Genomic DNA, 21,860 nt, shown 5'->3' with positions numbered 1-21,860 from the left:
AGTATCAATTAATGTGCCATCAGCGCATCGTCACAAACTCTTCTGCTGCTGTCGGGTGAATGGCCACGGTGTTATCGAAATCTTTCTTGGTGGCGCCCATTTTCAGTGCGACCGCAAAGCCCTGCAGGATTTCGTCCATGCCGTAACCGATGCCGTGGATACCGACGATTTTTTCGTCTTTACCCGCACACACCAGCTTCATTTTGCATGGCTGGCGGTGGCTGGTGACAGCGGTATACATGGCGGTGAAAGAGGACTTGTAGCATTTCACATTGTCCGCGCCGTACTGCTCAATCGCCTGTGGTTCTGTCAGACCCACGGTACCGATAGCCGGGTGGCTGAAGACAACGGTCGGGATGTTGGTGTAATCCAGGTGCTCGTCCGGCTTGTTGTTAAACAGGCGCTCAGAGAGACGGCGGCCTGCGGCAACCGCAACCGGGGTCAGTTCAACAGCACCGGTATTATCACCCACCGCATACAGACCCGGAACTGAAGTGTTCTGGTATTTATCCACCTGAATATAACCGCGATCGTTGAGTTTCACGCCGGTCACATCGAGATTGATATTGTCTGTTGCCGGTTCACGGCCGATAGCCCAGATCAGGCAATCCACAGTCTGCTCGTGGCCGTTTTCCAGTTGCAGGGTCAGGCTGCCGTCAGCATTTTTCACAACTGCTTTCGGTACAGAGTTGGTGTGCAGTGACGGCCCTTCGGTATTCATCACTTCGACCAGCGTTTCTGTGATCAGCGGATCGAAATTACGCAGTGGTGCATGTTTACGGACAAACAGATGTGTTTCGCTGCCCAGGGCATTCAGCACCCCGGCCAGTTCCACGGCGATATACCCGGCACCGACCACCGCCACACGTGACGGCAGAGCTTTCAGTGCGAAGAAACCATCAGAATCAATGCCGTATTCCGCGCCCGGAATGGACGGCGGAACCGGACGGCCGCCGGTGGCGATCAGGATATGATCCGCGGTGTATGTTTCACCGTTTACTTCCACCGTGTGTGCATCTTTAAAACGGGCAAACCCGGTGATCACATCCACTTTATTATTGCCGAGAACGCGCTCATAAGACTGGTGAATACGATCAATATACGCAGAACGGCTTTCCAGCAGTTTGTCCCAGCTGAAATGGTTGATGGTGGTATCAAACCCGTAATCCGGGCCGTACTGGCGGATGGCTTCCGCAATCTGCGCACCATACCACATCACTTTTTTCGGGACACAACCGACGTTAACACACGTGCCGCCGAGCGCTTTTGCTTCAATCAGGGCACATTTCTGCCCGTACATTGCTGCCCGGTTTACAGACGCAATACCGGCACTGCCGCCGCCGATTGCAATATAATCGTAATGTTTGCTCATAGTTGGCTCGTTCCATTTATCAGTCAATACATAAACACCCGCTGCCGTCATGCCCGCAGCGGAAACGAATTATTCCGGTGTGATCCATTCAACCAGTGTATGCCCTGTACCTTCCGGTACCAGCACTTTATGCAGCCACGGCAGCACGGATTTCATCTGCGATTCCAGCTTCCACGGCGGATTAATCACAATCATGCCGGATGCGGTCATACCGCGCTGATCACTGTCAGGGCGCACCGCCAGCTCGATTTGCAGAATTTTGCGGATCCCGGTTGCCTGAAAATCTTTTACCATCCGTTTGATCTGCTGGCGCAGCACCACCGGATACCAGACCGCATAAGTCCCGGTTGCAAAGCGGCGGTGACCTTCCTGAATCCCTTTCACCACAGCCTGATAATCACTTTTCAGTTCATACGGCGGGTCAATCAGCACAAATCCGCGCCGGGATGACGGAGGTAACTGTGATTTCAGTTGCTGATAACCATCTTCCCGTACCACACGGGCACGGTTATCGCGGCTGAATTCATTGCGCAGCAGCGGAAAATCAGACGGATGCAGTTCGCTGATATTTAATTTGTCGTGATCACGCAGCAAATGTGCGGCGATCAGCGGCGAACCCGGATAAAAACGCAGGTCACCACGCGGATTCAGTGCACTGACGGCTTCAAGATACGTTTTCAGTTCTTCCGGCACTGATTCCTGCGCCCAGATACGGGCGATCCCTTCCAGGTACTCCCCGGTACGCTCCGCATGCTCGCCACTGAGCTGATAACGCCCGGCACCGGCGTGCGTATCCAGATACAAAAAGGGTTTATCTTTCTCTTTTAATGATTCAATGATCAGACTCTGGACGGTGTGTTTTAACACATCCGCATGGTTGCCGGCGTGAAAGCTGTGGCGGTAACTAAGCATACAAGGGCCTCAGATGGTCGGGTGTGCACCACCCGGAACAAGAATATCAGTACAAATTGAAGTGATCAGTATAACCTGATTTCGGCAGGAAAGAACCAATGCCCTTTCCTCATCTGTGCGGCGTGATAATGAACCATTGTCATTATTGATAGTCATAAAATGACGACTAGTATAAATAACGAGGTAAACATGACACGTTTTACAACTGCTGCACTGGCTCTGGGTGCATTACTGGTAAGCACCTCCGCGCTGAGTGCGCAGAATGGCTGTGACATCAAAAAAAGCAAAATTCAGGAGCAGCTCAGCTATGCCAAAGCTCACGGCAATACACACCGGGTGCAGGGCCTGGAGCGGGCTCTGCAGAATGTGAATACTTACTGCACACCAAACAGTCTGCGTGATGATGCCCGTGATGAAGTCAGTGACCGGACAAAAGAAGTGGCAGAGCGCAAAGCCGATTTACAAAAAGCCATCGATAAAGGCGATATCAGTAAGATTGCCAAACGCGAACGCAAACTGGCCGAAGCCGAAGCGGAATTAAAAGAAGCGCAGGCGGAACTGGATGCATTATTAAAGTAATCATGCCGCTGCCGTTTTTCTGACAACAGAAACCGGCAAACAGTATTAAAACTCCGTTGCTCTTAACTGACCAAAATAATCAGTCAACTGAAAGCGGATTTCAAAATTGCGCGTTCCCGGATGAATATTCAGGCGGCGCTGAACGTCTGACCCGACCGTTATCAGCACAGTATAGGAATATCCGCTCCGGAAGGGATAATTCTGCGTTGAAATACAGTGGTTCCGGCTGACCGCCGCCTGCTCCGGGGTAAAGGTATGCGTTAACAGCCGTTTATTTTCACTACCAATTTCATTAATATCCAGGCGGATAATTTTCTCATCCCCTTCCGGGCGGGTAAGCAGACACACATGGTTTGACACGACCACCACTTTTGCCGGTAAATAAGGTCCTTCCGGTTTATAAACACATCCGGTAATAAGCAGCGGAATAACCGGCATCAGCAAACAGCGGTAAATTCCCCGGTTATTCCCGGGAAAGACACATTTATTATTCATATTGTGAACATCTTATAAATTGGTATTTGTTTTAATTATTCTGAGAAGAAATAAGCGCGGCTAATTACATATTATTATCCCCGTTAATCAATCGGGAAATTCTGAAGCCCGTTATACCGGAACCTGAATTGTTCATCCGGTGAGTCCTGTAGTAAACTTAAACGGAATCAATTTCCGAACAAGCGAGGATACATGACCCGGGAACACGACACACCGGAAGATGACCACAGCACATCATCATTAAAACCCCTGCGGAAGAATTTTGATGAAGGGTTAAAACAGGGGAAAAAAGCCCTGAAATGGAGTGTGAAAGCCGGGAATTATATCCGCGATATTCCGTTTATTGCCCATCTGATCCGCACCGCCACCCGCTTTAATGACAGAATGGGCAGCCCGTTCGGTGCAGCGATTACCTATTTCTCATTCTTATCCATGATCCCGATTCTGATGGTCTCTTTTGCCGCAGCCGGTTATGTTCTGGCCTTTAATCCGGAACTGCTGACCAGACTTATCCGCGGTGTCGCCAACAGTATCAGCGACCCGACACTCGCTGCCACCATTGAACGCAGTATCGATACCGCCATCCGCCAGCGTGCGACCGTGGGGTTAACCGGTCTGGCACTGGCACTCTATTCCGGGGTGAACTGGGTGGGCAATCTGCGGATGGCTATCCGGGCGCAGTATCACGACCAGTGGGAGCCGGATATTGAAGTCAAAGAGAACATGTTCCTGCGCTATCTGCGGGATTTTCTGGCGCTGATCGGCCTGCTGGTGGCGCTGGTGATCACCCTTTCCCTGACCTCCATTGCCGGTGCCGCGCAGGCCCGGATTGTCACGTTTCTTGGCCTGGATGCTATCGAGTGGCTGCGTCCCGCCTGGACAGCCATCGGCCTGACCATCTCTATCCTCGCCAACTATCTGCTGTTTACCTGGATTCTCTGGATACTGCCGCGTATGAAGCTGAGCCGCCGCTCCCTGCTGAAAGGCACACTGCTGGCGGCTATCGGCTTTGAGATCCTGAAAACCATTATGACCTGGCTGCTGCCGAATATGGCGGCCTCCCCGTCCGGTGCTGCATTTGGTTCGGTTATCGGCCTGATGGCCTTTTTCTACTTCTTCGCACGGCTGATCCTCTTTTCTGCCGCCTGGATTGCGACTGACATCCAAAAAAATAAAACCGCCTGAGATTTTGGCTGCAATATGGTATGAATATCAGTCAGTGTAACGGATACTGAACCGTTACCGGCTGATATTCAGACAGTTGCAGACAACCACATCTATCAGGAGCCTCTATGCCATTCATCAATATCCGCATCACCAAAGAGGGTGCGACCGCAGAACAAAAGCAAAAACTGATTGAAGGTGCCACACAATTACTCGTTGATGTGCTGGGGAAAAACCCGGCTTCAACCTTTGTGATTATTGATGAGGTGGAAACCGATAACTGGGGTGTCGGCGGGCAGAGCGTGACAACATTGCGTGCTGACGCGAAGAAATAATCATGCCGGTGCAGAATTTGTCAGCACTGTTGCAGGGGGTTCAGCCGGCAGGCTTTGCCACTGCATTTTGTTTCACCGGTGAAGGCTGTGATTTGCCGGACGGTGCGGCACACGGCGGGCTGAGTAAAAGCGACAGCACGCCGGTCACCCCGGATTCTCCGGTGCGGATCGCCAGCAATACCAAGACGTTTACGGCCGCCGCCGTATTGCGCCTGTATGAACAGCAGAAACTCAGCCTCAGTTCACCGGTCGCATTGCTGCTCTCCCCGCACTATGTCCGCTGGCTGACAGAGGCAGGTTATGATCTGAATGCCATCACGGTGCAGCATCTGCTCAGTCACAGCAGCGGGCTGTATGATCATGCCGATGAGAAGTATATCCGTGATGTGCTCGCGGACCCGGGCCATCTCTGGACACGGGATGAGCAGATCCGCCTGTATGTCAGCCGGGGCTATCCGCTGATGAAACCGGGCCTCTGTTACTTCTATTCCGATACCGGATACCTGCTGCTGGGCGATATCATTGAACGGGTCACGCAACTGCCGCTGGCACAGGCGGTCCGGCAGTTGCTGCGCTTTGATGCCCCGGGCATGGGATCTGCTTACTGGGAACTGGAAGAACCGGCGCCGGCAGGTCTTCCGCCCCGGGCACATCAGTATCTCGGCAATATTGACGGGGAGACCATCAGTCCGACCATGGATTTATGGGGTGGCGGCGGGTTGATTATGTCGGTGAATGCCCTGGCGGTGTTTATGGCAAATCTGTTTGAGGGCCGTATTTTTGACAAGCCGGACACCCTTAAAACTATGCTGAAACCGGGCAGCCATGACGGCGCGGAGGATTACCGCTGCGGGGTGATGGTGACAGAGCGGGGCGGCCAGACACTCTGGTATCACCTTGGATTCTGGGGAACAGCAGCTTACTATCACCCGCAGAAAAAAATCGCGGCGGCGGGGTTTGTGAATAACCGTGATACCCGGCCATGGCTGATGAATCTGCTGGAAAGCAGCTTGTATCAGGACGATGAATAGTCATAAAAAAAGGGTATCTGAAAGATACCCTTTTTATTTCATGGTGTTACCAAAAATCAGGCACTGACACCGTCGGTGTTGTTATCTGCCGCCGGTGGCTCGTTGTTACCATTTTGTCCGCCTTTTTTCGCCGGTGCCTGCACCGGTGCTTCCGGTGCTGCCGGTTTCACTTCCTGTGACGGCGCTGCCGCTTCCGGGGTTACCGCCGGGGCTTTGGCCTGCTCTGCGGCGGCTTTTTCTGCCGCTGCTTTTTCGGCTGCCGCTTTCTCAGCGGATTCCGCATCTGCCGCAGCCTGTTTCTCTGCCGCAGCAACCGCTTTCTCCGGATGCATTATTTTATCGAACTGAGCGCGCAGCTGATCCACATTCATTTCTGTCTCGCCTTTCGGCTGAGTAAAGAAGAATGCGGTATCCTGCTCTAAGATCGCATGAATTTCTGCGTTCAGCACATCCGGTGTCAGGTTATTCAGGAACGTCTGACGCAGGCGCTGATACTGCTCCGGCGGAATATCAATGATATTACTCTGCTGGGACATCAGACGCTGGTTGATCAGGATATCTGTCGTGGTACGGGCATAGATAGCAAACAACTGCTGAAGCTGTGCCTGTTTCATGGCAATCAGGGCATCAAAGTTCTCAGCGGAAATCCCTTTTTCTTTCAGCACAGCCAGTTCACCGGCCAGCTCAGAGACAATCACCGGCATTTTTTCATTCGGTGCACGCAGGCTGAGCATGCAGCTGGCGCGCTGATACTGCATCCGGCAATCCATATTCATTGCCATGAATTTTTCATTTTTCTTGCCGATGCCCTGCTGTAATGCACCAAAAAGCGCTTCCCGGGCAAGGTCATTTAACCAGTAACGGTTCAGTGCATCCGAATCTTTGACAGAAGACCAGTTCAGATCCCAGACCAGCGCCAGCATATCGTCTTTCTGATTTTCATTCACGGCATGGACTGAGCGAGGTTTCATCGGCGGCAGTGTGGCGACACTGACCGGCGTCTGACGTTTACCTTCCAGGGAGCCGAATGCTTTGCTGATGCCGTCTTCCAGCGCGCGTTTATCAACCGGCCCGGCAACATACAGTGTCGCCATATCCGGTGTGTACCAGCGCTGATAGAAACTGTTCAGTGCCTCAACATCAATTTTGCCCGCAGGCGGCGGCACCGGGTCAAACCCCTGGAGGGTGGTGCCTTTTAACCGGGCACGCCAGATAGGATCATTGATATTCGGCGGATAGGTGGCGACCGGAGAGTCCGGCGCGGCCAGGGCAGCAGCAACGGTTTCCTGATTAAAAATTCCGTGACCTGAGACATCCGCCATCCAGCTCAGTGCCGCTTTCAGCACCTCAGGATTATTATTCGGCAGGCTCAGGTTATAGAGAGTGAAATCATAGGAAACAATCGCCGGCGGCAGCGGCATATCCGGGCTTATCCCGTTACGCAGCAGATTTGATAATTGTTGTGTGTTCAGGCTCTGGCTGTTAAACATCACCACTTTCGGGATGAGATAAGCGAACCCTTTTTCAGCCGGTTTTTCCATCATGGAGCCGGTCTGAACAGAAAGGCGCATCTGTATGCGGTCATTCGGGCGCTGCGGAGTCTGAAGCAGCTGCCAGCTGAATCCGTTTGCCAGTTTACCCTGCTGCCATGCCGGGTCCGGCTGTAATGCTTCTGCGTGTAACTGAGATGTGACGGCAATCAGGACGCCACCGAGTAAAACACGTAAATAAGAGCGTTGCATGCTAACCTCTTTTAATATGAATCCCTGGTATGCCTTCTTCTGAGGTTTACCACTGATGCCGGAAATACTGTTATATCAGACGATACGTACAGGCAAAAAATGACCGGCTTCCGGGACGCCCTTTTGATTCGTCTGGGTTTAGACAGCAAACCGTCCGGGAAGTTTTATGATGACTCCGGTTTATGTTTGTTCAGCTGGTTCCGGTAACCCTTCGCCAGCAAACCAAGTTCATCATCCTCATGGTATGCCGAACAACTGAGCTGCTCCGCAGGCTCATCACTGTTCAGCTCACGGGCCATATTACGCAGCGGCCGCACGATCAGGCGGTTAATACACCAGCTTATCGCGATCACCAGCACCAGCGCCAGTAACAGATAACTGGTCACCATCAGTGCCACAACATTCATCGCGAAGCGGTATATGCGGTTATCATCCACCTGAAGAATAAGATAACCCTGCGGGGGTTTGCCGGTATGTGCCACGCCGTAGGCGTAAAGCGGAACCTTAATCTCAACCGGGATCCCGAAAATCATTTTTGCTGTGCCGGGAATAGGACGGTGTGTGGCAAAATCCAGGCTTATCACCTGAACATTTTCCGGCGTCATCACAATCGCGCGTCCTAAAATCCCGCTGGCCCGCAATGTTATCAGCGTCGATTTTATTGCGTTTAAATCCGACCCTAACAAGGCATCTGCCAGCGGCTTCCTGACCTGTACTGACGAATTATAAAGCTGATTGATGTAATCATCTTTCCGCTGTTGTATCAGATGTGATAACAGAAGCGTCATAAAAAGTGCGATCGTCACCAAAGTCACCGCAGCGACAACTGACATCTGTTTGATAGTCAGTGACTTTCTGACTTTTACACGCATATTCCACGCCTTTCGTTACAATTCAGTTATCACATCTTTCGTCATACGCAGTGATTATACGTCATCATTGTGCTTTGTGCTGATCTAATCTCACCCGTCAGACAGCAAACAGCGATAACGGAGCCCTCCATTATCGCTGTTTGTGTTCAGTTAAAACATGTTTTTCTGTAATTTACTGTAAAACAGAATGTTATGCGGAAATTTTTGCCTCTTCTTCCCTGTCCACCGCGAAACAGGCAATCAGCTGTCCGCCGTAGGATTTAAGCTCCGGACGGAACTGAGTACAGGTGCCGAACGCGTGACGGCAGCGGGCGGCAAAGGCGCATCCCGGCGGCGGATTCAGCGGGCTCGGCAACTCGCCGGTCAGTTTTATCCGCTCGCGGCGCTGTGCCGGATTCAGCCTTGGTGTCGCAGAGAGCAGCGCCTGTGTATAAGGATGGCGCGGATTTTCAAAAATCTGCGTTTTGGTACCTTTTTCCACACAACGCCCCAGATACATCACCATCACATCATCCGCGATATGTTCCACCACCGATAAATCATGGGAAATAAACACATATGACAGACCCAGCTCATCCTGGAGATCCATCATCAGGTTCAGTACCTGAGCGCGGACGGACACATCCAGCGCGGATACCGGTTCATCGGCAATCACCACATCCGGATCCAGCATCAGCCCCCGGGCAATGGCAATACGCTGGCGCTGACCGCCGGAAAACATATGCGGATAACGGCTGTAATGCTCGGTTTTCAGACCGACTTTCGCCATCATCGCCAGCACTTTCTCTTTGCGCTCTGTCGCACTGAGGGAAGTGTTGATAACCAGTGGCTCTTCCAGAATCTGCCCGACTTTTTTACGCGGATTAAGCGAGCCGTACGGGTTCTGGAACACAATCTGGATTTTCTGCCGCCGCAGTTTCTCGGCATGTTTATCCGCCACCAGCAGATCCTGTCCCTGGTAGAACAGCTCCCCGCCGGTCGGTTTTTCAATCATGGTCAGCAGACGGCCGAGGGTTGATTTCCCGCAGCCGGACTCCCCGACCACCGCCAGGGTTTTCCCGCGGTTCAAATCAAATGAGACTCCGTCGAGGGCTTTCACCATCCGCTCCGGTGAGAAAAAGCCTTTCTTCACCGGATAATATTTTTTCAGATCACTGACATGTAACAGCGGCTGTGTGGTTTCACTCATGGCCCGGTCTCCCTTCATCATCCAGCGGGGTATGACATTTCACCTGACGCGCCCCGACAGTACGCAGTTCCGGTTCCGTGCTGCGGCATAAATCCGTGGCATACGGGCAGCGCGGGTTCAGCAGACAGCCCTCAGGCCGGTCATATTTACCGGGCACAACCCCCGGCAGTGATGCCAGACGGCTCTTGTTACCGGCGAATTCCGGCAACGCCCGCAACAGTGCCTGAGTATACGGATGACGCGGCGCGCGGAAGATATCCGATGCTTTACCGGACTCAGCCACCTGCCCCGCATACATCACAATAATGTGGTGAGCGGCTTCCGCCACCAGCGCGAGGTCATGGGTGATCAGCACCAGTGCCATGTTTTCCTGCTGCTGTAACTCCAGCAGCAGTTCAATGATCTGCGCCTGAATGGTCACATCCAGCGCCGTTGTCGGCTCATCCGCAATCAGCAGCTTCGGACGGCAGGCAATCGCCATCGCAATCATCACCCGCTGACTCATCCCGCCGGATAACTGGTGCGGATAGACATCCAGCCGCGATTTCGGATCCGGAATACCGACCAGCGTCAGCAGATCGATAGTCCGCTGTAACCGGGTTTTCCGGTTGCCGCCCTGGTGAACTTTCAGGGCTTCCATAATCTGATACCCCACGGTATAGCAGGGGTTCAGGCTGGTCATCGGATCCTGGAAAATCATTGCCACATCCGCGCCCACCAGCTCACGCCGCTCTTTTTCTGAGATGGTCAGCAGATGGCGGCCGTCAAACTCAAGGTTATCCGCCATCACCCGGCCCGGAAAATCAATCAGCCCCATAATCGCCAGCGAACTGACGGATTTACCGGAGCCGGATTCCCCGACGATCCCGAGCACTTCACCTTCCTCAACCTGATAGCTGATCCGGTCAACGGCGCGGAATGGCATCTCTTTTTCACCGAAGTGAACAGATAATTTATCAACTGTTAATAACGCCATGTCTGCACCTCTACTGCTTAAGCTTAGGATCAAGGGCATCACGCAATCCGTCGCCCATCAGGTTAAACGCCAGTACCGTCAGTAAAATCGCCAGGCCCGGGAAGGTCACCACCCACCACGCGCTCTGCGTAAACTGTAAAACATCGGACAGCATGGTTCCCCACTCCGGTGTCGGCGGCTGTGCCCCCATTCCGAGGAAACCTAATGCCGCCATGTCCAGAATAGCGTTGGAGAAACCCAGAGATGCCTGCACAATCAGCGGTGCCAGACAGTTCGGCAGAATATTGACAAACATCTGGCGCACCGGCCCTGCACCGGCCACCGCAGACGCGGTCACATAGTCGCGGCTCACTTCCGTCAGCACCGCCGCGCGGGTCAGACGGATATAGTGCGGCAGTGCCACGAAGGTCAGCGCCAGCGAGGCGTTAACAATCGACGGACCGAAAATCGCCACCAGCACCAGAGCCAGCAGCAGGCTCGGCAGTGCCAGCATAATATCGACGATACGCATGATCAGGGCATCAACCCAGCCGCCGAAATACCCGGCGGCGAGACCAATCACCACCCCCAGCAGCAGCGACAGCGCCACCACCAGGCAACCGACCAGCAGTGAAAGCCGTGCGCCGTACATCAGGCGCGACAGAATATCGCGGCCGATATCATCAGTACCGAGAATAAACTGCCATGAGCCGCCTTCCTGCCAGACCGGCGGCTGTAATAAATGATCACGGAACTGCTCATCCGGCAGATGCGGGGCGAGCAGCGGGGCAAAAACGGCGATCAGCAGCATCAGCAGAATATAGATCAGGCCGATCAGCGCGCCTTTGTTACGCCGGAAGTAGTGCCAGAATTCGCGCAGCGGGGAAAGCGGCTCAGGCGCGCGGGTCACGGTAGTATTTGTCGTCTCAGACATTGTGCGCTCCTGTTATTTTTTATGACGGATCCGCGGGTTAACGACGCCGTAGAGTAAATCCACGCACAAGTTAACCAGGATAATCAGAATGGCGATCAACAGAACGCCGCCCTGCACCACCGGATAGTCGCGGCGCTGAAGAGCATCAATCAGCCAGCGGCCGATACCGGGCCAGGAAAAAATCGTTTCGGTCAGAATCGCGCCGGCCAGCATCACGCCGACCTGTAAGCCGATAACGGTCACCACCGGCAGCAGCGCGTTGCGCAGTGCATGCACCACAATCACGCGGATGCGGCTCAGCCCTTTGGCGCGGGCGGTACGGATATAATCCTCACCCAGCACTTCCAGCATTGCCGAGCGGGTCATACGGACAATCACCGCCAGCGGGATGGTACCGAGCACAATAGACGGCAGAATAAGATGCATCACCGCATCATGAAAATCGCCGTCCTCACCCCAGATCAGGGTATCAATCAGCATAAAGCCGGTCAGCGGCTGACTGTCATCGAGGAACACACTGTCCGATAACCGCCCCGAAACCGGTGTCAGATCGAGATTCACCGACACCAGCATGATCAGCATAATGCCCCACCAGAAAATCGGCATCGAATAGCCGGTCAGGGAGACCCCGATAGCGGTATGATCAAAGATCGACCCGCGTTTGACGGCCGCCAGCACCCCGACCGGGATCCCGACAGAAATGGCGAAAATCATGGCACAGGCAGCAAGTTCCAGCGTGGCTTTAAAGCGGGGGACAAACTCTTCCCACACCGGCTGGCGGCTCTTCAGAGAGAGGCCGAGGTCGCCGTGCAGGACACCATTGATATAATGAAGGTACTGTTTCCAGTAAGGCTGATCCAGCCCCAGTGCCGCCATCAGCTGGGCGTGGCGTTCAGGGGAAATTCCCCGCTCACCCGCCATGATAGTGACCGGGTCTCCCGGGATCAGATGAACAAATATAAACGTCAGTAACGTAATACCGATAAATGTCGGTATTACCATCCCGACACGCCGGAGGATAAATTGCAGCATATCCCTGTTTCTCTTGTAATGGCCGCTGACAGCGCTCTGGTCATAAGACCGGACGAAAGGGAGGACTTTCCCTTTATACTCACACGATGAATAATATTGTTTTAGTTATGTGTTCTGCGTCGTCCGTGCAATGCGGTTCGATACAGGGTTGCCGCCCCCCGGAGGAGGCGGCAGACCGGTAACACTCATTTCCGGTTTACTTATTTTTCGATAGAAACATTGTCAAAGTGGTGTTTACCCAGCGGATCCACCACATAGCCTTTCACTTCTTTGCGCACCGGCTCAAACACTGTTGAGTGTGCAACGATCAGCGCAGGCGCCTGCTCTTTCATCACCACCTGAGCCTGCTCATACAGCTTGGCGCGCTCTTTCGGATCAGCGGTGGTACGTGCCGGCTGAATAATGTTTTCAAAGGACTGATCACACCATTTCGAGTAGTTAGAACCCTGCTCTTTGGCCGCACAGCTGAAGAGTGTGGCGAAGAAGTTATCCGGATCCCCGTTGTCACCAGTCCAGCCCATCATGACAGTCTGAGGTTCACCCGCTTTCGCGCGCTTGAGGTACTCACCCCACTCATAGGTCACAATTTTGGCTTTCACGCCGACTTTCGCCCAGTCTGCCTGGATCATCTCAGCCATACGGCGGGCATTCGGGTTATACGGACGCTGAACCGGCATCGCCCACAGGTCGATTTCAAAGCCGTTTTCCATACCTGCTTCTTTCAGCAGCGCTTTGGCTTTTTCCGGATCATACGGATAGTCTTCGATACTGTTGTTGTAGCCCCACATGGTCGGCGGGATCAGGTTTTTCGCTTTCTGGCCTGCACCCTGATACACCGCGTCAATGATGGCATCTTTATTAACGGCCATATTCAGTGCCTGACGCACTTTGACGTTATCCAGCGGTTTTTTCGTGACGTTATAGGAGAGATAGCCGACGTTCAGGCCCGGCTGCTCTTTCAGGACAATGTTTTTATCCTCACGCATACGCTCCAGATCGGCCGGGTTCGGGTACGGCATCACCTGACATTCGTTTTTCTGCAGTTTGGCGTAACGGACAGAGGCATCCGGGGTGATGGAGAAGACCAGGCGGTCAATTTTCGGTTTGCCGTTCCAGTAATCATCGTTAGCTTTATACAGGATACGGGAATCTTTCTGGTACTGCTGCAACACAAACGGCCCGGTGCCGATCGGGTTCAGGTCGACTTTCTCCGGTGTACCGGCTTTCAGCATTTGATCGGCATATTCGGCGGAAAGAATGGAGGCGAAGTCCATTCCGAGGTTTGCCAGGAATGGTGCTTCAGAGCGGCTCAGCTGAAAACGGACGGTGTTGTCATCGACTTTCTCAACTTTGTCGATGATTTTGTCCATATCCATACCGCTGAAATATTCATAACTGCCGCCGGACACTTTGTGATACGGGTTATCCGGGTTTTTCTGGCGGTCGAAGGTAAAGACCACATCATCCGCATTGAAATCACGGGTCGGTTTGAAATCCTTGCTGCTGTGGAATTTCACCCCTTTGCGCAGATGGAACGTATAGGTTTTTCCGTCTTCGCTCACATCCCAGGATTCCGCCAGGCCCGGCTCCAGCTCTGTGGTGCCCGGCTTAAACTCCACCAGCCGGTTATACAGCGGCACGGAGCTGGCATCATAAGTGGTTCCCGAGGTGAACAGCTGCGGGTTAAATCCTTCCGGTGATCCCTCAGAACAAAAAACCAGTGTTCCCGCCGCATTGACGCTTGCAGACACCGCCAGGGCAACCAGTGTAATACCCAGCTTCGCTAATCCTGTCTTACGTTTGGCGCTTCTCATCATCATTATCTCCGCCTGTCGTTGAATGTCGTGTTTGCTCTGTCGTCCGGCAGTGCCGGACCACAAATTTCAGTTTGTTTATTATTTTCTGACACTTCACTAAATCAACTGTCACAGAGGCAGTCAATACTATTGACTATGGACGATGACTACACATAAAACACACAAATCAAACGTTTTGATAACAAAAACAGCTAAAATGTTTGAGCGGGCACACAACTGAGCATTTATTCAGCTGCCGGATAAAACGTTCACAGAATAAACAGCTGATAAAAATTATACGGATTTTGTGACTGAATGCTTAATTACTGCGCGATTATTTTGTCTGATATCGCTGTCACAGTGTTTTCCGTTGCACCTTTTGCCACAACTGCGGTGGTAATCCGCCTCCTGCCTGGTATACACCGGAACTATCACATAATGAAATCAATTATCATCAGTAGCGGACACTGACAGAAAAACCCCACACAGGTGAAAATACCGGTACTCTCTCCGCCTCTTTCAGCGGCATACCGGCAAAAACCTGATAGCTCAGTGCGCTGTAAACACCTTTAATCCCGATTTCTGTACCGGCCAGGCCATGAGACCGGCCTCCGCCGGAAATGGCCACACCCGGCAGTGCAGCGTCAGCAGCCAGATACAGGTTATGTCCCGGCAATACCTGCTGCCATACCACCTCATTACGGCTGATGAATGCCCGGGCAGAACTCATACTGTGGGAGAACGGATAACCGCGCACTGAATAACGGCCGCTCAGGGATTCATAATCCATCTCATCTGCCTTATCTGCATTAATAAAGCCGCGCATAACATTTTCATAATAAAACGGCTGACCGGCCAGACGGAACGGGACGGTCAGTGTTGTTTCCGCCATCAGTTGCCGGGTATGTTTCAGCTTTTTTTCTGTTACCGGCAGCGCACCAAAACGGTTCAGGGAATGCTTATACTGCACCTGATACTGAAAAGTGAACGCCGGATGATACCAGCGGTGGTTCAGTCCGGCGTTCCAGTAAACAGAGCGGCGTTCAGGTAGTACCAGCGGCGTATGTCCGAGTGTGACATTCCGGGTCAGCGCAGAAATTCCGCTGCTGAGGGTGACATCATGCGCCGGGGTCAGAAGCAGCTTACGGCCGAGGCTCAGATCCAGCGTTTTACTGCGGGTGAAATAGTCCAGTGATCCCCGGTACACCGGGTATTGCTGCTTCTGCTCACTGTAGCTGCCGCCGGCGGTAAACTCCCAGTGCCGGAAGGGAAGCCGGTATTGCCCGTAGATAAATTTCACCCCGGCAGAATGGTCGCGATCCGTATCGCGCAGAGTATAAATAAACAGGCGATCATACAGTTGCAACGGATTCTCAAGGCTGAGCCGGTTAGTTATCTGCCTGCTGCCGGTTGACGGACTGCCGTGATTATTGATTTCCAGTGAGCCGCTGATGCTGCGTTTTTTCTGCCGGGCAATGGTAATAATACTGTTACCGGGGTTCTGAGGATCAGGTTCAACTGCGGCCTGAGCCCCCAGGCCGGGCAGCTGATTCAGATGAGTCATTCCCAGTTCGGTATCACGGATATTCAGTTGCCCGTCCGCCCGCTGCGGGAAAATCAGATTCAGCCCGAAATGCGTGCCCCCGCCCTCTTTATCGCGGTAACCACTCAGATAACCGGGCAGATAGTGAAGGGTCAGTGTGCCGTCACTGACATTCTGCGGCGGTACACTGATTTGTGCTGTGATAAAACCCGCCTCATGCACCGCTGACTCCAGAGCCATCACCGCTTCCGCCATCTGTTCTGATGTCAGACAGCGCCCGGTGATGTTTTTTTCAAATTCATCCGCCAGATAAGATACCCCGATTAATTCACGCTGCTTAATCACCACCTCTGACAGTATGGCGCAGGAGGCCGGGGAAACCGGCGGAGAAGTGTATATACTGCCCCACGCACAGCCACAGGCTGCCATCGCAGCAGCAGCAATTGTTTTTTGTATCATGTATCCGTCCGTCTGATGAAATCCTTTCAGCGGGCAGTTAAACGGATAACAGAAAACAGCGATATCAAAAAAGCGGCGGAATTTTTGAGAGTAACAGAGAAGAAAAACGGCGGATGCTGAAAAGCAAAAAACCCTGCTGTAAAAGCAGGGTTTTTCTTAATATGGTCGGCGAGATAGGATTCGAACCTACGACCCACTGGTCCCAAACCAGTTGCGCTACCAAGCTGCGCTACTCGCCGAAAGCGGGATGGATATTACTGCCGGAAAGGCTAAACGTCAAGAGCTGAAACCGGAATTTTTTATTTTTCGCCCCATTATTTTTATTTCGCCGGTTTATCAGCCAAATTTCTGTTTTTTATCCGCTTATTGGTAAACGGTATGTTTTTTATTTGCTATCGGAATGCTGAAAACTGACAAAAAATAACCACTCTGTTCATATCCCCTGTCAGCGACTTTATTTATCCTGCCCGTGGATTTTATACCTCAGCAACAACCAGGGAGTGGTTATGCCAAAAATAGTAAAGCTGTCCGTTATCAGCAGTGCCCTTTTCCTCGCTCAGTTCGCCTCTGCAGCGGATATTAGCGTTAATCCTGCCTCTGCGGAGACGACTCAGGTCGTTCGTCAGGGAAACAACACCACAATCAATATCGCACCGGCAAACACACACGGTGTTTCTTATAATGCCTACGATCAGTTTAATGTTGGTAAGAACGGTGTGGTATTTAATAACCGTGAAACCGGTGCCGGGACAATTATTAACGAAGTGCTTTCAGGTGAAAAATCACGTCTGCGCGGCAATATACATGTGGATGGCCAAAAAGCTCATCTGATTATTGCCAACCCGAACGGTATTGCCTGTAACGGATGTAGTGTGACCGGTGTGAACAGTTTGAGTCTGGCCGCAGCAAATGTCAGTATGACGCCGGACGGGCAGTTTTCCGGTTACCGGAATATCAGCGGAAAAGTCCGCATGCTGAACACCGCAGAACAACATTTTGCTGATACGGATAAACTCACATTAATTGCCGCCGCTATTGATATGAAAAACAGTCAGCTGAAAACCAAAAATCTGGCGACCTATATCGGACATTATGATCTGGCAAAAACAAACAGCGGTCTTCGTGATTTGGAAATGCTCAATCCGGATTACTCTTTGGAAAACAGAAAAAATACCAATAACTTTCTGAATATCAAAGCGAACAGCCATATCAAAGCGGATAACATGTATATTCATTCTGCTGCTGCGCAAATACGGAATGCAGGACAGATAACCATCGGGCCTGAATTACAGCTGACTGATCCGGAAAAAACACCAATGTATGGCCATAACCAGCTGACAATGGATCTGCATCATTCCGGATTTGAAAATACACCATCAGGTAAGATTAATACATTGCTGATGAATACCATTATGAGTAACAGCAGCATTGAAAATAACGGTCAGATGAAAATAAATTACCTTAATCCGAAAAGCCCGATCAGCGATTTCACTCTGATTTTTGACGGTACAAATTATATCGGCGGAAAGCAGGATATTGAGCTGAATAAAATGGATATCCGGAAAACTGAAGGCGCATTATTACTGCCGTTTGAATAAAAAATAAAGCCCGGTCAGACCGGGCTTTATATCGTAACATCACTGTTTAATAAAAATTACTGCAACAGCGAAATATCCGCAACGCCCAGGAACAGGTTGCGCAGTTCATTTAATAATGTCAGACGGTTACGGCGGATATTATCATCTTTATCCATCACCATCACGCTATCAAAGAACGCATCCACCGCTTCGCGCAGAGAAGCCAGTTCAGTCAGTGCTTCCTGATATTTACCTTCTGCATAGAGTGGTGCCAGCTGTGTTTTCAGGTCAGTCACATAGGCTGCCAGGCGAATTTCTTCCGGTGCATTCATTAATGATGCCAGAACGGTATCGTTCAGTGCATCATCACTCTTCGACAGAATGTTGGAAACACGCTTGTTAGCGGCAGCCAGGGCAGCAGCTTCGTCCAGTGTGCGGAAGTGAGTGACGGCTTTCATGCGGGCATCAAAGTCTGCCGGACGGGTCGGACGACGCGCCAGCACCGCCTGGATAGTATCAATCGCAAAACCCTGCTCCTGATACCAGGCGCGGAAACGGCCTAACATGAAATCAACCACATCAGTGACCACATTCGCGTTCGTCAGCTTATCACCATACAGGCGGACAGCTTCCTGTGTCAGCGTTTCCAGGTCGAGGTTATAACCTTTCTCAACGATGATACGCAGCACACCGAGCGCAGCACGGCGCAGAGCAAACGGGTCTTTATCCCCTTTCGGATGCTGGCCGATGCCGAAGATCCCCGCCAGGGTATCCATTTTATCAGCAATCGCCAGCGCATCAGACACCGGCGTTGACGGCAGGTTATCACCGGCGTAACGCGGCTGATACTGCTCTTTCAGTGCCAGTGCCACGTCTTCGGATTCACCGTCATGGCGTGCATAGTGCATGCCCATCACACCCTGGGTGTCAGTGAATTCAAAGACCATGTTGGTCATCAGGTCACATTTGGCCAGCAGACCGGCACGGGTCGCGTGATTCACATCCGCGCCAATCTGACCGGCAATCCAGCCTGCCAGCGCTTCAAGGCGATCAGTTTTATCACGCAGAGTGCCCAGCTGCTGCTGGAACAGGACCGTGCTCAGACGCGGCAGATTATCTTCCAGACGTTTTTTGCAGTCGGTTTTGAAGAAAAACTCGGCATCCGCCAGACGCGGACGCACGACTTTTTCGTTACCTGCGATAATCTGTGACGGATCAGAAGACTCGATATTGGCGACAAAGATAAAGTTCGGCATCAGGTTGCCGTTTTTGTCGTAAACCGGGAAGTACTTCTGGTCACCTTTCATGGTGTAAACCAGCGCTTCAGACGGAACCGCGAGGAATTTTTCCTCGAATTTTGCTGTCAGCACAACCGGCCATTCCACCAGTGAAGTGACTTCTTCCAGCAGGCTGTCAGTCAGGTCAGCCACGCCGCCCAGTGCCAGCGCTGCTTTTTCCGCATCACGTTTGATCATGGCTTTACGGGCATCGTAATCCGCCATCACTTTACCGCGGATTTCCAGAATTGCCGGATACTCATCTGCGTGTGCGATAGTGAATTCTGCTTCACCCATAAAACGGTGACCACGGATAACACGGTCAGAGGTGATCCCCAGAACTTCACCCGGAATGACATCCGCACCCATCAGCATCGTGACAGTATGAACCGGACGCACAAAGTGAGTTTCTTTATCACCCCAGCGCATCAGTTTCGGAATAGGCAGTTTTGCCAGCGCACGGCTGACCATATCTGCCAGTAATTCTTTGGCTTTATTCCCTTTTTCCACCGCACGGTACAGCAGCCACTCACCTTTGTCAGTGACCATGCGATCAGCCTGATCAACGGTGATACCGCAGCCGCGTGCCCAGCCTTCCGCCGCTTTGGTCGGTTTGCCTTCAGCATCAAATGCCTGGGCAATCGCAGGGCCGCGCTTTTCCACTTCGCGATCAGCAGCGGATTCCGCCAGACCGGCAATTTTTACTGCCAGGCGGCGTGGTGCGGCATACCAGGTCACATCACCGTGAGTCAGGTTAGCAGCGGCCAGTTCTGCAGTCAGGTTGGCCGCAAAAGATTCAGCAAGAGAACGAAGCGCCTTCGGCGGTAACTCTTCTGTGCCGATTTCCGTCAGGAAAGTCTGTTGTGTCATGACAGCCTCTTAGTTCTTTTTACACATCGGGAAGCCCAGTGCCTCACGGGAGGCATAGTAAGCTTCAGCAACGGCTTTGGTCAGGGTACGGATACGCAGGATATAACGCTGACGTTCCGTCACCGAAATCGCTTTGCGCGCATCAAGCAGGTTGAAAGAGTGAGCCGCTTTCAGAATACGCTCGTAGGCCGGTAACGGCAGCGGAGTTTCCAGTGCCAGCAGGGACTGTGCTTCTTTCTCATACTGTTCGAAACAGGTGAATAAGAAGTCCACATCGGCGTATTCAAAGTTATACGTGGATTGCTCAACTTCGTTCTGATGATAGATATCACCATAGGTGGTTTTGCCCAGCGGGCCGTCACACCAGACCAGATCGTAAACGCTGTCCACGCCCTGGATGTACATCGCCAGGCGCTCCAGACCGTAAGTGACTTCCCCGGTAACCGGTTTGCACTCCAGGCCGCCGACCTGCTGGAAGTAAGTGAACTGCGTGACTTCCATGCCATTCAGCCAGACTTCCCAGCCTAATCCCCAGGCACCCAGGGTCGGGTTTTCCCAGTTATCTTCAACAAAGCGGATGTCATGAACCGTCGGGTCAATACCCAGCTCTTTCAGAGAGCCGAGATACAGTTCCTGAATGTTATCCGGAGACGGTTTGATGATGACCTGAAACTGATAATAGTGCTGCAGGCGGTTCGGGTTTTCCCCGTAACGGCCGTCCGTCGGACGACGGGATGGCTGCACATAGGCCGCCGCAATCGGCTCCGGCCCTAACGCTCTCAGACACGTCATCGGGTGTGAAGTGCCGGCGCCGACTTCCATGTCCAGTGGTTGAACAATGGTACAGCCCTGGCGCGCCCAGTAATCCTGTAATGTCAGGATAAGACCCTGGAAGGTTTTGGTATCAAACTTTTGCATGTTGGATCCGCACGCGAGAAAATGAATAATAAAATAAAGTCATTCAGTATACCCTCTGACCGCCGGACTATACAGCGCTTCTCCGATCTTTTTCCGCCCGGATCGAAAAACCGGAAACATACCCGTTTACATGGATATTTATCCAGTATAAATTAACGGGAAAGCCGTTTTCCGGGAGAACACAATGTCACTGTCCGCTGCTGCTCAGACCCGCTGTGCCTGGGTTACTGATGACCCGCTCTACATTCAGTATCATGACACCGAATGGGGCGTCCCTGAGCGGGATAACCATAAATTATTTGAGATGATCTGCCTTGAAGGCCAGCAGGCGGGTCTTTCCTGGCTGGTGATCCTGAAAAAACGGGAAAATTACCGGCAGTCGTTCTTTCAGTTTGATCCCGAAAAAGTGGCGGCCATGACAGATGCCGATGTGGATAAACTGATGCAAAATCCGGGGATTGTCCGCCAGCGGGCGAAAATCAATGCCATTATCAGTAATGCAAAAGCTTATCTGGCGATGCAGGAGGCCGGTGAGGATTTCAGTGATTTTCTGTGGAATTTCACCGGTAACACGCCGCTGGTTACCCACCATACTGACAGCAGCACCATCCCAGCGGATACGCCGCTGTCCCATGCTCTGGCAAAAGCACTGAAAAAACGCGGGTTTAAATTCTGCGGACCGGTTATCTGTTATTCCTTTATGCAGGCCGTCGGCATGGTTGATGATCATCTGCCGCACTGTTGCAGCCGCCGGTAAAAAAATCCCCGTTATGTGGTAAGAACATAACGGGGTAAAGGTATAACGAGG

At 52.2% G+C, this 21,860-nt stretch carries 19 protein-coding genes and 1 tRNA gene; 6 read left to right on the top strand and 14 right to left on the bottom strand.

Annotated features, from left to right (window positions below):
* Positions 1-19: 19 nt before the first annotated feature.
* Together gorA and AB7038_RS12265 are read right to left on the bottom strand one after the other, a co-directional pair.
* Entirely contained in the window at positions 20-1,372 is a 1,353-nt protein-coding gene (gene gorA, locus AB7038_RS12270; RefSeq protein ID WP_046024838.1) for a glutathione-disulfide reductase, read from the bottom strand.
* A 69-nt stretch (positions 1,373-1,441) separates the two neighbouring features.
* Entirely contained in the window at positions 1,442-2,284 is an 843-nt protein-coding gene (locus AB7038_RS12265) for a 23S rRNA (adenine(2030)-N(6))-methyltransferase RlmJ (RefSeq protein WP_072871403.1), read from the bottom strand.
* A 189-nt stretch (positions 2,285-2,473) separates the two neighbouring features.
* Between AB7038_RS12265 and AB7038_RS12260 the strand changes: the two genes are divergently transcribed.
* The gene (locus tag AB7038_RS12260) at positions 2,474-2,863 is read left to right on the top strand and encodes a DUF1090 domain-containing protein (protein WP_108655654.1); all 390 of its coding nucleotides are present in this window, start codon (positions 2,474-2,476) and stop codon (positions 2,861-2,863) included.
* A 45-nt stretch (positions 2,864-2,908) separates the two neighbouring features.
* On the opposite strand, the gene AB7038_RS12255 is transcribed toward AB7038_RS12260, so the two are convergent.
* A complete protein-coding gene (locus AB7038_RS12255; protein ID WP_369453406.1) occupies positions 2,909-3,358 on the bottom strand; it encodes a putative T6SS immunity periplasmic lipoprotein in 450 nt (149 codons plus the stop codon).
* Positions 3,359-3,550: 192 nt separating this feature from the next.
* Between AB7038_RS12255 and yhjD the strand changes: the two genes are divergently transcribed.
* The 3 genes from yhjD (at position 3,551) to AB7038_RS12240 (ending at position 5,888) form a co-directional block, all read left to right on the top strand.
* The gene (gene yhjD, locus AB7038_RS12250; protein WP_369453405.1) at positions 3,551-4,543 is read left to right on the top strand and encodes an inner membrane protein YhjD; all 993 of its coding nucleotides are present in this window, start codon (positions 3,551-3,553) and stop codon (positions 4,541-4,543) included.
* Positions 4,544-4,650: 107 nt separating this feature from the next.
* Positions 4,651-4,857, top strand: coding sequence for a 2-hydroxymuconate tautomerase family protein (locus tag AB7038_RS12245; RefSeq protein WP_369453404.1), 207 nt, complete (start codon positions 4,651-4,653; stop codon positions 4,855-4,857).
* Positions 4,858-4,865: 8 nt separating this feature from the next.
* The gene (locus tag AB7038_RS12240; protein ID WP_369453419.1) at positions 4,866-5,888 is read left to right on the top strand and encodes a serine hydrolase domain-containing protein; all 1,023 of its coding nucleotides are present in this window, start codon (positions 4,866-4,868) and stop codon (positions 5,886-5,888) included.
* Positions 5,889-5,944: 56 nt separating this feature from the next.
* On the opposite strand, the gene AB7038_RS12235 is transcribed toward AB7038_RS12240, so the two are convergent.
* From AB7038_RS12235 to AB7038_RS12195, 9 genes are all read right to left on the bottom strand, one after another.
* Positions 5,945-7,630, bottom strand: coding sequence for a M16 family metallopeptidase (locus AB7038_RS12235; RefSeq protein ID WP_369453403.1), 1,686 nt, complete (start codon positions 7,628-7,630; stop codon positions 5,945-5,947).
* 164 nt (positions 7,631-7,794) lie between these two features.
* Positions 7,795-8,502 carry a HAMP domain-containing protein gene (locus AB7038_RS12230; protein ID WP_072871412.1) on the bottom strand — a complete coding sequence of 236 codons (708 nt, stop codon included), beginning with the start codon at positions 8,500-8,502 and terminating at the stop codon, positions 7,795-7,797.
* Positions 8,503-8,692: 190 nt separating this feature from the next.
* Positions 8,693-9,691, bottom strand: coding sequence for a dipeptide ABC transporter ATP-binding subunit DppF (gene dppF / locus AB7038_RS12225; RefSeq protein WP_440590468.1), 999 nt, complete (start codon positions 9,689-9,691; stop codon positions 8,693-8,695).
* Positions 9,684-10,667, bottom strand: coding sequence for a dipeptide ABC transporter ATP-binding protein (gene dppD / locus AB7038_RS12220; RefSeq protein WP_004236546.1), 984 nt, complete (start codon positions 10,665-10,667; stop codon positions 9,684-9,686). The genes dppF and dppD overlap by 8 nt, the downstream gene beginning before the upstream one ends.
* A gap of 10 nt (positions 10,668-10,677) precedes the next feature.
* Positions 10,678-11,580 (bottom strand): dipeptide ABC transporter permease DppC, encoded by a 903-nt coding sequence (gene dppC / locus AB7038_RS12215; protein ID WP_004236547.1) that lies wholly within the window; start codon positions 11,578-11,580, stop codon positions 10,678-10,680.
* Between the two features lie 12 nt (positions 11,581-11,592).
* Positions 11,593-12,612: a dipeptide ABC transporter permease DppB gene (dppB, locus tag AB7038_RS12210; RefSeq protein WP_015422405.1), complete on the bottom strand. Its 1,020-nt coding sequence runs from the start codon at positions 12,610-12,612 to the stop codon at positions 11,593-11,595.
* 200 nt (positions 12,613-12,812) lie between these two features.
* Entirely contained in the window at positions 12,813-14,426 is a 1,614-nt protein-coding gene (gene dppA / locus AB7038_RS12205; protein ID WP_368889610.1) for a dipeptide ABC transporter periplasmic-binding protein DppA, read from the bottom strand.
* A gap of 436 nt (positions 14,427-14,862) precedes the next feature.
* Complete coding sequence (locus tag AB7038_RS12200; protein WP_369453402.1) at positions 14,863-16,410, bottom strand: ShlB/FhaC/HecB family hemolysin secretion/activation protein; 1,548 nt, start codon at positions 16,408-16,410, stop codon at positions 14,863-14,865.
* A 162-nt stretch (positions 16,411-16,572) separates the two neighbouring features.
* A tRNA-Pro gene (locus AB7038_RS12195) sits at positions 16,573-16,649 on the bottom strand.
* Positions 16,650-16,916: 267 nt separating this feature from the next.
* Between AB7038_RS12195 and AB7038_RS12190 the strand changes: the two genes are divergently transcribed.
* Positions 16,917-18,008 (top strand): two-partner secretion domain-containing protein, encoded by a 1,092-nt coding sequence (locus tag AB7038_RS12190; protein WP_369453401.1) that lies wholly within the window; start codon positions 16,917-16,919, stop codon positions 18,006-18,008.
* A 56-nt stretch (positions 18,009-18,064) separates the two neighbouring features.
* On the opposite strand, the gene glyS is transcribed toward AB7038_RS12190, so the two are convergent.
* A complete protein-coding gene (gene glyS, locus AB7038_RS12185) occupies positions 18,065-20,134 on the bottom strand; it encodes a glycine--tRNA ligase subunit beta (RefSeq protein ID WP_368889497.1) in 2,070 nt (689 codons plus the stop codon).
* A gap of 9 nt (positions 20,135-20,143) precedes the next feature.
* Complete coding sequence (glyQ, locus tag AB7038_RS12180) at positions 20,144-21,052, bottom strand: glycine--tRNA ligase subunit alpha (RefSeq protein WP_004236554.1); 909 nt, start codon at positions 21,050-21,052, stop codon at positions 20,144-20,146.
* Positions 21,053-21,236: 184 nt separating this feature from the next.
* Between glyQ and AB7038_RS12175 the strand changes: the two genes are divergently transcribed.
* A complete protein-coding gene (locus AB7038_RS12175; protein ID WP_368889498.1) occupies positions 21,237-21,809 on the top strand; it encodes a DNA-3-methyladenine glycosylase I in 573 nt (190 codons plus the stop codon).
* Positions 21,810-21,860: the final 51 nt, after the last annotated feature.

The organism is Morganella morganii (genome assembly GCF_041099235.1).
Lineage (GTDB): Bacteria > Pseudomonadota > Gammaproteobacteria > Enterobacterales > Enterobacteriaceae > Morganella > Morganella morganii_E.
Note: the sequence above shows the minus strand (reverse complement) of the source record. Positions and strands in the feature narration are given on the sequence as shown.

Coding starts and splice junctions, on each gene's coding strand:
- gorA (WP_046024838.1), bottom strand. CDS start 1,372: ATGAGCAAACATTACGATTATATTGCAATCGGCGGCGGCAGTGCCGGT.
- AB7038_RS12265 (WP_072871403.1), bottom strand. CDS start 2,284: ATGCTTAGTTACCGCCACAGCTTTCACGCCGGCAACCATGCGGATGTG.
- AB7038_RS12260 (WP_108655654.1), top strand. CDS start 2,474: ATGACACGTTTTACAACTGCTGCACTGGCTCTGGGTGCATTACTGGTA.
- AB7038_RS12255 (WP_369453406.1), bottom strand. CDS start 3,358: ATGAATAATAAATGTGTCTTTCCCGGGAATAACCGGGGAATTTACCGC.
- yhjD (WP_369453405.1), top strand. CDS start 3,551: ATGACCCGGGAACACGACACACCGGAAGATGACCACAGCACATCATCA.
- AB7038_RS12245 (WP_369453404.1), top strand. CDS start 4,651: ATGCCATTCATCAATATCCGCATCACCAAAGAGGGTGCGACCGCAGAA.
- AB7038_RS12235 (WP_369453403.1), bottom strand. CDS start 7,630: ATGCAACGCTCTTATTTACGTGTTTTACTCGGTGGCGTCCTGATTGCC.
- AB7038_RS12230 (WP_072871412.1), bottom strand. CDS start 8,502: ATGCGTGTAAAAGTCAGAAAGTCACTGACTATCAAACAGATGTCAGTT.
- dppF (WP_440590468.1), bottom strand. CDS start 9,691: ATGAGTGAAACCACACAGCCGCTGTTACATGTCAGTGATCTGAAAAAA.
- dppD (WP_004236546.1), bottom strand. CDS start 10,667: ATGGCGTTATTAACAGTTGATAAATTATCTGTTCACTTCGGTGAAAAA.
- dppC (WP_004236547.1), bottom strand. CDS start 11,580: ATGTCTGAGACGACAAATACTACCGTGACCCGCGCGCCTGAGCCGCTT.
- dppB (WP_015422405.1), bottom strand. CDS start 12,612: ATGCTGCAATTTATCCTCCGGCGTGTCGGGATGGTAATACCGACATTT.
- dppA (WP_368889610.1), bottom strand. CDS start 14,426: ATGAGAAGCGCCAAACGTAAGACAGGATTAGCGAAGCTGGGTATTACA.
- AB7038_RS12200 (WP_369453402.1), bottom strand. CDS start 16,410: ATGATACAAAAAACAATTGCTGCTGCTGCGATGGCAGCCTGTGGCTGT.
- AB7038_RS12190 (WP_369453401.1), top strand. CDS start 16,917: ATGCCAAAAATAGTAAAGCTGTCCGTTATCAGCAGTGCCCTTTTCCTC.
- glyS (WP_368889497.1), bottom strand. CDS start 20,134: ATGACACAACAGACTTTCCTGACGGAAATCGGCACAGAAGAGTTACCG.
- glyQ (WP_004236554.1), bottom strand. CDS start 21,052: ATGCAAAAGTTTGATACCAAAACCTTCCAGGGTCTTATCCTGACATTA.
- AB7038_RS12175 (WP_368889498.1), top strand. CDS start 21,237: ATGTCACTGTCCGCTGCTGCTCAGACCCGCTGTGCCTGGGTTACTGAT.